Genomic DNA, 12566 nt, shown 5'->3' with positions numbered 1-12566 from the left:
TAAGCGATGCAGTTACCCAAAAAATCTACTCTCGTAAAAGCCATAGATAAGGCATTATTTTTTAAGCCATATCAAATTGAAAGTATGGCGCCATCAGTTCGATTTTTTGGTCGGGTGCAAGAAGTTGGTGCAACTCTGGTACGTTCAACATTGGCTGGCGCTCATCAAGGCGATCTCTGTGAAATCGCAGGTAAATTGCATGCTGAGGTTATTGCCGTTAAAGAAGATGAAGCCATCTTATCTCCTTTTGACGCCACCACTGGATTACAAACCGACGAACCTGTAGAGCTTTTAGGTCATGGCCATCAAATTGCTTTAGGCGATAGTTTATTAGGGCGAGTGGTAGATGGACTTGGTCGACCTATTGACGAATATGGTGATATTTCTGCTTCTGAAATTAGGGACAACCAAGGAGCTGCTCCCGATCCCCTCAGTCGTAGTTTAATCAAAGATGTATTACCTATGGGGATCAGAGCCATAGACAGTGTACTGGCCTGTGGTGTTGGTCAACGTATTGGCATCTTTGCTGCGGCAGGTGGAGGAAAATCTACCTTATTAGGGATGATAGCTTCAAGTTGTGAAGCCGAGGTTATTGTATTAGCCCTTGTTGGTGAGCGGGGACGTGAAGTGCGTGAGTTTATGGAATATAACTTGTCTGAAGAGGCTCGAAAACGAACGGTTTTGGTCGTTTCTACTTCTGATAGGCCACCGCTTGAACGAATGAAAGCAACCATCACTGCGACTACGATTGCTGAATATTTTAGAGACCAAGGTAAAGATGTACTGTTGATGGTGGACTCCTTAACTCGTTTTGCCAGAAGTGCTCGAGAAATTGGTCTTGCAGCTGGAGAGCCTGCGGTTTCTAACGGTTTTCCTCCCAGTGTATTCGTGAAGCTGTCTTCACTAGTAGAACGTGCTGGACCAGCAAAATTAGGAAGTATTACGGGCATATATACTGTTTTGGTTGAAGGTGATGACATGAATGAGCCCATCGCTGATGAAGTTCGTTCTTTGCTTGATGGTCACATTGTATTATCCAGAAAACTAGCAGGAGCAGGGCATTACCCTGCGATTGATATTAATGCCAGTGTCAGTCGTGTGATGGATCAAATCGTCAGTCCTGAGCAACGACAGGCGGCTGCGAAATTGCGAGATATGCTGGCAAAATATGAAGAAGTTCAGTTGCTTATACGAGTCGGTGAATATGAGTCAGGGCAAGATCCTGAAACAGATGAGGCCATTGCGTTACATGCCGGCATTATGAGTTTCTTAAAGCAGGATGTGAAAGAGTACTGCTCTTACGATGACACTCAAGCTCTGTTAACTCAGGCTGTATCTCGTTAAGGCTATGCTATGAAAGATGCTGCATTGGATGGTAACGATAAAAAAACCTTAAAACAGATTTTAAAAATTCGGGCGCAAAAAGAGACAAAACTTCGTCGTAAAATTAATGATATAAAAAAACAAAAGCAAGAGTTAAAAGATCAACGACAGCAAACGATCCGTGAGCGCAATCAACTGATAGAGCAAATACGCAATGGCAGCATACCCAGTGAATCACTAGGGCACAGCGAATTGTCGGAATTTAGATTGTTGCAATCTAAACAATATCAACAAGAGCGAGAATTAGCAGAAAAGGTGGTGAGTATTCAGAATGAAATCCATGAAACAGATAATACCATCGAGCAACTTAATCGAGAGGTACTACAGTTAGTAAAGGATCAAGAAAAATTGCAGGCGGTGTTTGATGAGTAATTCCATTAATGTCAATCGTTCTGAGCAGGTCACCTCAAGCGAGCATGAAAGTAAAGATAAAAAAGCCGACCCACAATCACGTGAAGTGCGCCATTTTAAGGAGTTATTTAACCCATTTCATCATAAGCAAGATGAATTTGAGATGGACGATAGCAAAAATAAAAACATTACTAAAACTACTAAGTCGATTTTGAGCCATGATGGTGGTGTATGTAAGTTAGGTGGTGCTGAAGTTTCAAGGCAGGGTGACATGCTATGTTATCGCATGTTAAACGGTCCCATGACAGGCCTTATTATTCAGGCTAATTATGATAAACGTGGAATTCGTTTAAGCCTGCACCCCAAAAATGAACGCCAAGCGAAAGCTATTAATAATGCAATGCCCAAAATCGTTGAGAATTTGAAAGGTCGTAAACACCATGTTCACATCAATGTTCAGGCGTCTAGAGAGTAATTTCGCTAAACCAATACAGTAAACGAATATCCAAATATAGGAAACCTGATGGAAAGCAGTGTACTTTTAGAAGTAAGCCGAGTAATAGGCACAGGACTAGAAGCCCAGAATTGCCGTTTAGAAATCAAATCCATTGGCGGTGATGGTCTGCTGTGGCAACACCAAAGCTTTGCCGAAGGTATCGGAATATGGGTACCATTATCTGACTGGAAAAAAGCCGTGTCTGATAATACAGGAATATCCGTTCTTGATAAATTACCTGAAGACTTCGTGCCTTGCATTAGTGCTGCTATTTTCGAGATTGTTGGTCAATGGTTGGTTGATTCGGTGTCTGAAACGCCAAGTGCTCATATTTTAGAGCAGGACGTATACCCAATATTGACCCTCAATGGTGTTCGATGCGTATTGGTTCAATGGCCTGTCAATGAATGGCAACCTATGGTTTCTCATTGGGCGCCTTGTATTACTGACTCTCCGAGTGTCTCACTAAGTCTAATTGCAGGATATATCCCCCAAACTCAGTCTGAACCTGAATTACCAGAAGCGGGCAATGGTCTTTGGCTTGATGCAGAAACGGATATTGAGCTAGGCCAAGCTCTTCTCTGGTGGCAACGCCCCCTTGCAAAGGTGCGTATTCAAGATGATCCTGAGACAGGGGAAAAACTGATGCTGGTGGAAGAAGTACTGACCGAAATCGACTTCCATTACCCTCCTCTATTAGCTGAACTTGCAAGCGTATCATTGAGTCTTGCTGATGTTGGCACCATGGCTGAAGGTGAAGGTATTCCGGTCAAATTTGTGAACCATGGACAATTAAGTTTATGCCGCCAAACCGATGCCTCTCATAAAGAGAACTTTGCTCATATCTGCTTACTTCGAAGCCCTGATGGCCTAATTGCAAAAGTACTTTAAAGCGTTCCAGCCGCTGCTTTCACCATGTCACGAACTTGATCTACTATTTGTTTTTCTGTTTTTGGCTCATAACCTTTAATGCGTGGTGTGTGAATATGCCCGACAGGAATCGTATGTTCAAATTGCTGCATTAACCGAATTGCACGATACGATATTTCATTAGACAAATAACCCCCTCCTGAGCCTTCTACAGAGGTTTGTTGCTGAAGTGAATGTAATGATTTAGCCTCATATTGACCACGTTCCAATGTCGTCACCTCGCGATTATCGATCACTTTCCATTTTCCTTGGACTGACTGCATGGCTTTTACGGGTAGCGTAAACTCAACAAATTGAGCCCCATTCAGTGTCTGGCCTTTTAAGAGGGGCGGAAGTGGTTGTTGTTTAGTTGCACCTGTGTAGACATTTAAATTACCAGGGGTCTTTGCGCTTCGGTTTAAAGCTGGGAAACGTTCTAAATCAAAATCTTTACGTCCCATGCTGACAGTGAAAATCATATCTGCGCTTTTATCTCTAAAGGCAGGAGTAAAGATCGATTCAATCAGTCCATCATCAAAATCATCAAATCGAACGGGGATCATCATTGTTTCAATTTGAGCTATTTTACCATTCACTTTAAACTGGTAACCATCAAGCGCAAGTGCGGTTAATTCTGATGGATTACTTTGTGCTATGTTCCTATCAAGAAAGAAAGGGTCAAAGCCGGTTAATAAGATTTTGATATCAACGTTATCACCGAAATGCACATCGCCAATACCTCGTGTTGCAGACTCAACCCCGTTAAGAATTACATTAAGCTGCCAGTCAGGCCACTTTGCTCGCTGTTGATACTCTTTGATTTGTTTACGTATTGCCAAACGTGCCCAGTACAAACTTCGGTCATCTTGATGACCCGAGCGAACGTCACTTACCGCACGCTTCCAGAGGCGTTTAGCATTTCGGGTCACATTATGGGTTAATGTGAGTTGGTTTTTTTCAGAGAGTTTGGCTGCTAACGAGTCGAGATTAGTTTGGTAGCGGTTGACTACTTCAGCCATATTGTCTTTAGCTGTTTGTAATCTGGATTCTTCAACATTTAAAGGCATAGCTTGAAGCGATACCGAGATAAAAGTTGAAAGTGCAATCAAGCTCAATTGAAAATAAGGCAGCATCACTATTCCTTAATTCATTAGTATTTGTAACGACTCTTGGCTTGAGAAGCGCTTAGCAAAGAAGTCTAAAAAGGTACTGATATTGGCCGCTAGCTGTCTGCGGCTAGAATACACACCATAAATCTTAGTTGCTTCGATAGGCCATTCTTGCAAAATTGGAATTAAAGTACCATTAGCAAGTTCTTTTTTGCAGCTGGTATTTGAAATCATAGCAACCCCAAAGTCATCCAATGCCAATTTTTTTACCATGGTGGCACTGTTAACACTGAGCTTCTTTTGAAAGCTCACCATTGTTTTGCGTGAACCTTTACCTAATGGCCATATCGGAACAGAGCGAGAACTACCAAGCATTATGCCTTTGTGAGCAGAGAGTTCATTAGGTGTTGCAGGAGTACCATTGGTTTTTAAATAACCGGGGCTGGCAACTAAAATGGGCTGCCTTTCGAACAAAAGTCGCGCAACGAGGTCTGAAGATTGTAGAGGACCATACTTGATGGCGATATCGTAACCTTCTCCGACCAGTCCAACATCGTTGTCAGTAAACTGGATATCTAGGGTGACATTAGGATAAAGTCGCATAAATCCGCTTGCCAAGTTGGCAATCAGTTCCTGACTGAAGGAAACTGGGATGGCAATTCGCAAAGATCCTGACACATCATTATGGGTGTTTTCGATGGTAGCTTTGGCTGCTTCGATTTCGTGACTGATACTGTCACAATGTTGATAGAACAAGGCCCCAACTTGAGTCAGGCTCAAATTGCGTGTATCTCGTTGCAATAATCGCACTCCAAGCTGCTCTTCAAGTTGAGCAACTTTACGACTAATGGTCGATTTTGGTAGCCCAGTATCTCGGGCGGCTTGTGAGAAACCCTTAGCGCGAACAACGGCAGCAAAGAGCATCATCCCATTCAAATCAGGCATGTTTTTACCACTGTCTCAAATATGGAACAAAGCGTCTAAGCCAGTTTAATGGCAATTTGAGATAGATAAAAGTTATATTTACTCTAATAAAAAATCAGGTCTAAAAGCTAGATAGAAATAGCGAAGGCCTAGAGGCTAGGATAAGCAGAGGATCTTAGGATGACCAGCAAGAAACAGCCAGCAACGACACACAATGAAGGTGCTGATGTACTCTTTTTAAAAGCTGAACAATTAGCCAATGACTTTTCATTATTTCCTAAACACAGCAAGCAAAGCTTGTCTGACGAGGTGAAAGGTTTACTGGATGAAGACAGCATTCAGGCAAATTTAAAAAGTTTATCTTTACTTGATGTAGATGGTTACGTCAGTAAAGTTATTCAACCGACCCAAGATAAAAACCGCCCAGGCGCCAAGCGCATGATTGCGGATCTAAAGGGTAAAATCGTTACTGAAAAATCTGTAGGGCCTTTTTATAGTGCAGAAGTAGAGTTGAATTTTGGTGCTCGCACTCGCCGTATTGGTTTTATCGCTCAAGAGCGTACAACATCAAATGGCGCTTGGATGCCAGAGCATCATTTAGAAGCCTGTAAAGCAATCCGTCATTTTGCTGAGCTGTCAATGCCAATCGTTTATCTGATTGACACTCCTGGAGCGGATGCAGGTGAGGCGGCGAACAGCCAAAACCAAGCGCACTCAATCTCTAAAGCGATTGCTGAAAGTGCTAACGTTGACGTACCAACGGTTGGTATCGTTATCGGTGCAGGTTACTCTGGCGGTGCGATCCCATTAGCGGCAGCAAACATTCTTTTATCTCTGCGTGATGGTATTTTCAATACGATTCAACCTCAAGGTTTGCAAAGCATCGCTCGTAAGTACAACTTGTCTTGGCAAGAGTGTGCTAAATCAGTAGGTGTATCACCTGAAGAGTTATACAGCCACGGCTGTATCGATGGTATTGTTGATTTTACTCCGTTTGACAAAGATGAGCGTCAGCATAACTTGCGTCGCGCAATCATTAGCTCGATTGAAGCGGTAGAAAAAGCAGCAATTGAGTTTGTTCGTGATTCTGACGATTTACGTGAACACTATGATCGCTCATTAAACCGTTTCTTAAATCCTTCTGACAGCCTACAGTCACTAGAACATAATGCAGAGCTAGAAGTCGCAAGTAACCCAACCATGCACCTGAACCTGTTTGGTAGTGCATATCGTTACCTACGTTACCTAACGCTTCGTAGCCGTATTCACTCAATTCCAGAAGGCGAATATGGTCGTTTGTCTAAAGTAAGTGTGCCTGAAGGTGATTTACTGGCGCGTATTCAGCAAGAACAAGATAAAGTCTTCCAGACTTGGTTATCTAGCCCAGATAAAATCGTCTATGACGATGAGCTAAACAAGCTTTGGGGAACCTTTACCTCTAAGCGTGAAGAGATCTCTGAAGAGCGTAACATGATCACCCGTTTGATTTTGGGTGAGCCAAAAGAAAACTACAAAAAAGCACGTAAGGCGCTATTGTTCAACATTGGTTGGTCTTTATACCATCGTTGGAAAGGTAATGCAGCAAACAACTTTAAAGGCTTGATTGCGCATCTTGAAAACCTACCAGCCGATGTCACTCAAAAAGATTGGCCTGAACTAAACCAACTGACCGTTCTTGATGTAGTCGTGAACGATGAGCTACGTGAAGACTTTATCTGGCAATGTTACAACATCCTTATCTTCAACTCTTTGTATGACAATGTTGTAGTTAACCTAGCGTCTATCGCGAAAGAAGCCATGATGGCGAAAAGCTTGTCTCGTGCGTCAGTGGATAACCTACTGCACACGTCGATTGATAAAGCGATTTCGACTCAAGACATTGCTAACGATAAGAGTAAGTTCTACAAGTGGCTGAAGTACTTTATGTCTCAGTCTAACCGCGCTGAACTTCTAACTCGTGTTGAGTCTTGGAAGAGTGTAGGTTTCCCACAATTGAACGACAGCTTGTTCGTAATTCTGACTTACTTCTTTGAGCGTCTATTGCCTGAATACTTTGACAGTGAAAACGATCAAAGTGCTTATACAGGTGCGATTAACCCAGTGCGTATCGGTCGTCGTAAAGACTTCTGGAACCGTTTGACTATGGGTTATCAAGATTTGCTGATCCAGAAAGTGCTTCGTGATGAAAAACGTTCTGGCAAGATGAGCTGGGAAAACATCATCGGTAAGTTCTTCACTCAGTTTGATGAGCTTGATGCGGATAAGATGACCGCAAACCAGCTTAACTTCCCAGGTTTCCGTTTATCGATTGAAGATGCATTAGACAAAGGCATTCGTCCGTGTGGTTTGATCACAGGTTTGGCTGATTTTGACAACAATGGTCAAAAGCAACGTGTCGGTGTTGCCGTTTCTAACACGGCATTCCAAGCGGGTGCGTTCGATATGGCAAGTGCTGAGAAATTCAGTTCGCTATTGATTGAGTGTGCTAAGCGTAAACTTCCTGTTGTGTGCTTTATCAGCTCTGGTGGTATGCAGACTAAAGAAGGTGCGGCTGCGCTATTCTCAATGGCTGTAGTAAACGACCGTATTACTCGTTTCATCCGTGATAACGAATTACCTGTAATGATGTTTGGTTATGGTGACTGTACCGGTGGTGCACAGGCGAGTTTCGTGACTCACCCATTAGTGCAAACTTACTACCTATCAGGCACTAACATGCCATTTGCGGGTCAAATGGTGGTTCCAGCTTACTTGCCATCAACGTCAACGCTTTCGAACTACTTATCGAAAGTGCCGGGGGCGATGAATGGTCTAGTCAATAACCCATTCAGCGATACCCTAGATGCACAGCTAACAAGCATCGACCCATTGATGCCTTTGCCGAGTCAAGAGATCAGTGATGTGATCGCAAGTGCGTTCTCGACGCTGGTACCAGAAGTGCAAACGGAAGAAGAAATCATCGAGCAAGACGATCCACGTGCTCTGATGAAGCCAATGGATAAAGTACTTATCCACGCTCGTGGTTGTACAGCGGTTAAGCTTATCCGTAAAGCACACGACAACAACATCAATGTGGTATTGGTGGCGTCAGATCCAGATATGACAGCTGTTCCAGCAGAAATGCTCAAAGAGAACGACAAGCTGGTTTGTATCGGTGGTAACACCTCAGATGAATCATATCTAAATGCTTATTCTGTATTGAAAGTGGCTGAATACGAGCAGGTAGATGCGCTTCACCCAGGGATTGGTTTCTTATCTGAAAGCCCACAGTTTGCTGCATTATGTGTAAACAATGGTGTTAACTTTGTTGGTCCAAGCGTGTTGTCGATGACCACTATGGGTAACAAGTCGAATGCGATTAAGACTTCACAAGCGCAAAATGTTCCAGTGGTTCCGGGTTCTCACGGTATTTTGAATAACGCTGAGCAAGCGGTGAACGTGGCTAATGAAATCGGTTACCCAGTACTGCTTAAAGCGGTACAAGGCGGTGGCGGTAAAGGTATTCAGGTTGTTGAAAAGCCAGAAGACATGATCTTCTTGTTCCAAAAAACCTCTACCGAAGCAGCAGCAGCCTTTGGTAACGGTGACCTTTACCTAGAGAAATACGTAACCTCGCTACGTCACATCGAAGTTCAGCTTTTACGTGATAAGTTCGGTAACACCAAAGTACTGGGTATTCGTGACTGTTCTGTACAGCGTAACAACCAGAAAGTGATTGAAGAATCTGAATCTACCATGCTACCTGCTGAATTGAAGCAGAAAGTAATGGATTACACTCGTGCACTGGGTGATGCGACAGACTACATGGGTGCTGGTACCGTCGAGTTCATCTATAACCTAGATGCCAACGAAGTGTACTTCATGGAAATGAACACGCGTCTACAGGTAGAGCACCCGGTTACCGAAGCCACGTCTTGCATTGATATCGTAAGTGCTCAGTTTGACGTAGCAGCGGGTAATTCAATCGCTGAGCTAGAGCCAAAAGAAGTTGGCTACGCGATGGAGCTTCGTATCACGGCTGAAAAAGCAGCATTAGATAGTGAAGGTGTACTTCAGTTGCTACCTAACCCAGGTATGATCACTGAGTGTAACTTCCCAGAGCGTGACGATATTGAAATCATCTCAATTGCTGCAACCGATAAAGAAGTATCACCATACTACGATAGCTTAATTGCACAGGTGATCATGCGTGGTGAAAGCCGTGAGCAAGTGATTGATCAGTTTGTTGAGTATCTCGATCAAGTAGTGATCAAAGGCATCGCGACTAACATTCCACTGTTGAAGCGTATTCTGAAAGATAACACCTTCCGTCAAGGTGTGTACGATACCAACTATCTACCTCGCCTAATGGCTGAGCTTGATATTCCTGCTCTAATCGAAGAAATGGAAGCCGCGGCAGAAACCGCTGGTGTATCAACGGAATCACTGCGTGTTGGTGACAGTAACGAGCTGAAAGTACTATCGCAAGGTGCGGGTATCTTCTATACCTCACCAGCGCCAGGAGAGCCAAACTTTGTTGAAGAAGGTGACATTGTTACTGCTGATCAAACTCTGGCACTGACTGAAGCGATGAAGATGTTCTCGCAAGTGAATCTAGCAGGCTTTAACCGTAAAGATGCTGTGTTGTACCCAGAAGATAAGAAATACCGCATTGAGCGTATTTTGAATACTAATGGTCAGCAGATCTCACAAGGTGACTTGATGTTTGTGGTATCGCCATTAGACGAGTAATCACAAGCCTTTTCTAAAGAAAAATCCCCAGCTTAGTCTGGGGATTTTTTTATCAACGAATTAGCTTGGGTAAACTTTAGTAAGGATTGTTGTTTTTACACAGTGTAGAAGTTCGAGAATAAATGATTCATCGTATTTAGGAGTAGGTGCATCCGGCGCCTCTGATTGTGGAAAACCAACTCTAGAACATAAAAGAAAGGTTAAGTGGGTGTGATGATCTTTTAATTTTCGTACGTTACCTTGCGGTGTATCTAGTTCTTCAGCTTGTCTTACGACTGAATCGGCTAAATCATGACTATGTGGTAATTGTTCTTCAATATCAAAGGCATCATCTGGTTGGAAAACCTCAGATGGATTTCTTTGATGAAGAGGCTCTGATGGCGTTAAAGGTGGAAGTGTTTCTAAATTGCGCGAAATGATGTCTTGAAATTGTTCTGATAGTTGAATTAATTTAAAAACTTTCTCTGATTTTGATTGGTATCTGTCCAATTCATTTTCTATTTCTTTGAACTGCTGATTTATCCTTTTCAGATCGCTGGTTAAATCCGGGTTATCGATATCAAAGCTTTGGCATTGTTCTTTGACTACTAGTAGTTTACTTACTCCTTTGTTCTCCACATAAGTGCCTCTATGGAAAAGTTCGTTAAAAGCTTTCATTTCAACACAAAATTCACTAAAGAGTCGTTCAAATTGTTCTTGTGTTAGGTTAGCTGGTGCACTCTCTGTAAGTTGAGCTAATTGCTCTAGTTGTTTTATGTTATCCGGAATTTCGTGTTGCTGAGCAAGCGTAGATGATAATGAGGTTAAGTGTGCATGTAACTCACTTTTAATGGTTTTAAATTCATTCTGCTGAGTAAACTGCAGCATATTCATCTTTTGAGGGTCAAAGCATTCAATAGGAGTTTCTTGCTCCGAACTACTCGGCACTTGCTCTGTAGAAGGTATTGTTGCAACCATAGTGGTGACCTCTGGTGGTTTCAGGAGTCATTATTATGCTTGGCAGAGTTCTCATTCGGAATGAAAGATAAAAACAAATTAATCATCTTGTGTACAGTAACGTACAGATTTTAAAGATGATTGTCAGTTTCTATCATATATAACCTCAGCTCTGCATAAGCCAACCTCTATAGCACGGCCACTTATGCGTATTTCTGTGTTAGAACAGCCCCCAATAGACCGATTATTACGAACTGTTCTGCCTTGAACTACACAAAATCAGCAGCACTGTAGATAAAAATTTAAGGTTTGGATTGTAAATCAAAATATTATTGATTTTGTTATACAGAGCCGAGGTTATAGGTATTTTTTCATAAAAAACTCCCCTTTAAATTTGAAAAAGGGGAGTTTGACCGGAGTGTCATTAATTCTTAATAAGCATTGGCTTGTGAGTGGGCACTTTATCTTCATCTGTCCACTTTTGTATCGCAGTAAACAATGGAATAAGAACCGCACTTATCATGCCGAGTAGCATAAATATTTCGCTATTTGGTAAGGTAAACTTCATCGCGCCGAGTTGCTGGGCTATGAAGTATGCAGATGCTGGAGCCGTTACGGCAAATAACAATTGTACCCATACTGATTGCGCCAGCCACTGAAGAAAAGGTTTAACACTAATGGCAAAGCTTAACCATATTGCCCACATCCATAATGGCGCAACAGAACTGTTGTGCTGAAACTCGTTATGATAACGATATTCAATGATGTCAAAGTGCATCAAAATGGTGTCAGCCAATCCACCTAATGCTACGATAAATAAAATTAGGTTTAGATCAGAAATGGATTTGTATTTTAAAAAATACAAGACGGAAAATAGAACGACGAAAGGGACAGCCATATTACCGAAGAGTACACAAGCCAGCCACAAGATACTGAATATTACTAGGTTGTACAACATAACCACACCTCATCCTTAATTGTGGGGTTATATGCAATACGCAACCATATGGACAAAGGATCACTTTGTCCTGTTGCCATTGCCCATTTTATATTGATTCAGCTATAAACCTTCGGCTTTATGATTATTTGCTAGGCTTTTGAGACTTACTCAGTAACAGCTCACCACCAAACCCTCTCGTAATGTCTTCCCATTGATATGTATTATTGTGGATGAATTTAACAACAATTTGTTCATAACTTTCTTCTCCTGCGCATAGGCCGTTAGCATTACAAACTAAATCAGTATGGCTTAATGAACACGGGGGCATGTTCTTTTCCGGTGTGTACTCGATATTAATATTGATAGGAGAATTATTGGTGTTGCCGATGTTCAATGTCTGATTACATAACTTCATATCCTTGGGGAGTCCATGCTGGTAAAACGCTAGATAGTTGCCTGATTTCATTTGTGAGACAGGAATAGCAAAGGCATTAAAAGTGACTAATGATGTCAGAGAAAGTAGGAGTGGAGCGTAGAGTGTTACAGAGCGAGTTGCCATGGTTATCTCCTAAATAAGGTCAACCCTGTTGTTTTTACTCCCATGTTCACATTATCACCAGAGTTGATAAATAAAGATTAACCATTGTGACGAATACCACTTTTATTTAAAAACAGCGTTATATCTGCATTTATGTTAAGAAACCAAAAAAAATATAAAAAATATTTATCCGTAAGGCATTGTTTAGTATAGGTTATTTTTCACTTTGTAATGTGGCAACTATTTGAA

At 42.1% G+C, this 12566-nt stretch carries 10 protein-coding genes; 5 read left to right on the top strand and 5 right to left on the bottom strand.

What is annotated here, in order from left to right; genetic code table 11:
- The first annotated feature begins 6 nt into the window (after positions 1-6).
- From D5018_RS10425 to D5018_RS10410, 4 genes are read left to right on the top strand one after another with little or no spacing between them, the layout of a single operon-like run.
- On the top strand, positions 7-1344 hold the full coding sequence (locus D5018_RS10425; RefSeq protein ID WP_121838945.1) for an EscN/YscN/HrcN family type III secretion system ATPase: 1338 nt from the start codon (positions 7-9) through the stop codon (positions 1342-1344).
- Positions 1345-1353: 9 nt separating this feature from the next.
- Entirely contained in the window at positions 1354-1755 is a 402-nt protein-coding gene (locus D5018_RS10420; protein ID WP_121838944.1) for a hypothetical protein, read from the top strand.
- Positions 1748-2209, top strand: a complete 462-nt coding sequence (locus tag D5018_RS10415) for a hypothetical protein (RefSeq protein WP_121838943.1) — start codon at positions 1748-1750, stop codon at positions 2207-2209. The genes D5018_RS10420 and D5018_RS10415 overlap by 8 nt, the downstream gene beginning before the upstream one ends.
- 48 nt (positions 2210-2257) lie before the next feature.
- Entirely contained in the window at positions 2258-3121 is an 864-nt protein-coding gene (locus tag D5018_RS10410; RefSeq protein ID WP_121838942.1) for a hypothetical protein, read from the top strand.
- Here the strand turns inward: D5018_RS10410 and D5018_RS10405 are convergent.
- Both D5018_RS10405 and D5018_RS10400 read right to left on the bottom strand, forming a co-directional pair.
- Positions 3118-4272, bottom strand: a complete 1155-nt coding sequence (locus tag D5018_RS10405; RefSeq protein WP_121838941.1) for a C15 family peptidase — start codon at positions 4270-4272, stop codon at positions 3118-3120. The genes D5018_RS10410 and D5018_RS10405 overlap by 4 nt on opposite strands.
- A 9-nt stretch (positions 4273-4281) precedes the next feature.
- Positions 4282-5193, bottom strand: coding sequence for a LysR substrate-binding domain-containing protein (locus tag D5018_RS10400; protein WP_121838940.1), 912 nt, complete (start codon positions 5191-5193; stop codon positions 4282-4284).
- A gap of 159 nt (positions 5194-5352) precedes the next feature.
- Between D5018_RS10400 and D5018_RS10395 the strand changes: the two genes are divergently transcribed.
- A complete protein-coding gene (locus D5018_RS10395; RefSeq protein ID WP_121838939.1) occupies positions 5353-9903 on the top strand; it encodes an ATP-binding protein in 4551 nt (1516 codons plus the stop codon).
- A 60-nt stretch (positions 9904-9963) separates the two neighbouring features.
- On the opposite strand, the gene D5018_RS10390 is transcribed toward D5018_RS10395, so the two are convergent.
- The 3 genes from D5018_RS10390 to D5018_RS10380 form a co-directional block, all read right to left on the bottom strand.
- Positions 9964-10860 carry a hypothetical protein gene (locus D5018_RS10390; protein ID WP_121838938.1) on the bottom strand — a complete coding sequence of 299 codons (897 nt, stop codon included), beginning with the start codon at positions 10858-10860 and terminating at the stop codon, positions 9964-9966.
- Between the two features lie 403 nt (positions 10861-11263).
- Positions 11264-11797, bottom strand: a complete 534-nt coding sequence (locus tag D5018_RS10385) for a DUF2878 domain-containing protein (protein ID WP_121838937.1) — start codon at positions 11795-11797, stop codon at positions 11264-11266.
- A gap of 124 nt (positions 11798-11921) precedes the next feature.
- Positions 11922-12338, bottom strand: coding sequence for a hypothetical protein (locus tag D5018_RS10380; RefSeq protein WP_121838936.1), 417 nt, complete (start codon positions 12336-12338; stop codon positions 11922-11924).
- Positions 12339-12566 lie beyond the last annotated feature (228 nt).

Origin of the sequence: Parashewanella curva (genome assembly GCF_003675895.1) — a bacterium.
GTDB lineage: Bacteria > Pseudomonadota > Gammaproteobacteria > Enterobacterales > Shewanellaceae > Parashewanella > Parashewanella curva.
Note: the sequence above shows the minus strand (reverse complement) of the source record. Positions and strands in the feature narration are given on the sequence as shown.

What these genes read in the sequence shown, in the direction of transcription:
- D5018_RS10425 (WP_121838945.1), top strand. Translation starts at nt 7, where the DNA reads ATGCAGTTACCCAAAAAATCTACTCTCGTAAAAGCCATAGATAAGGCA.
- D5018_RS10420 (WP_121838944.1), top strand. Translation starts at nt 1,354, where the DNA reads ATGAAAGATGCTGCATTGGATGGTAACGATAAAAAAACCTTAAAACAG.
- D5018_RS10415 (WP_121838943.1), top strand. Translation starts at nt 1,748, where the DNA reads ATGAGTAATTCCATTAATGTCAATCGTTCTGAGCAGGTCACCTCAAGC.
- D5018_RS10410 (WP_121838942.1), top strand. Translation starts at nt 2,258, where the DNA reads ATGGAAAGCAGTGTACTTTTAGAAGTAAGCCGAGTAATAGGCACAGGA.
- D5018_RS10405 (WP_121838941.1), bottom strand. Translation starts at nt 4,272, where the DNA reads ATGCTGCCTTATTTTCAATTGAGCTTGATTGCACTTTCAACTTTTATC.
- D5018_RS10400 (WP_121838940.1), bottom strand. Translation starts at nt 5,193, where the DNA reads ATGCCTGATTTGAATGGGATGATGCTCTTTGCTGCCGTTGTTCGCGCT.
- D5018_RS10395 (WP_121838939.1), top strand. Translation starts at nt 5,353, where the DNA reads ATGACCAGCAAGAAACAGCCAGCAACGACACACAATGAAGGTGCTGAT.
- D5018_RS10390 (WP_121838938.1), bottom strand. Translation starts at nt 10,860, where the DNA reads ATGGTTGCAACAATACCTTCTACAGAGCAAGTGCCGAGTAGTTCGGAG.
- D5018_RS10385 (WP_121838937.1), bottom strand. Translation starts at nt 11,797, where the DNA reads ATGTTGTACAACCTAGTAATATTCAGTATCTTGTGGCTGGCTTGTGTA.
- D5018_RS10380 (WP_121838936.1), bottom strand. Translation starts at nt 12,338, where the DNA reads ATGGCAACTCGCTCTGTAACACTCTACGCTCCACTCCTACTTTCTCTG.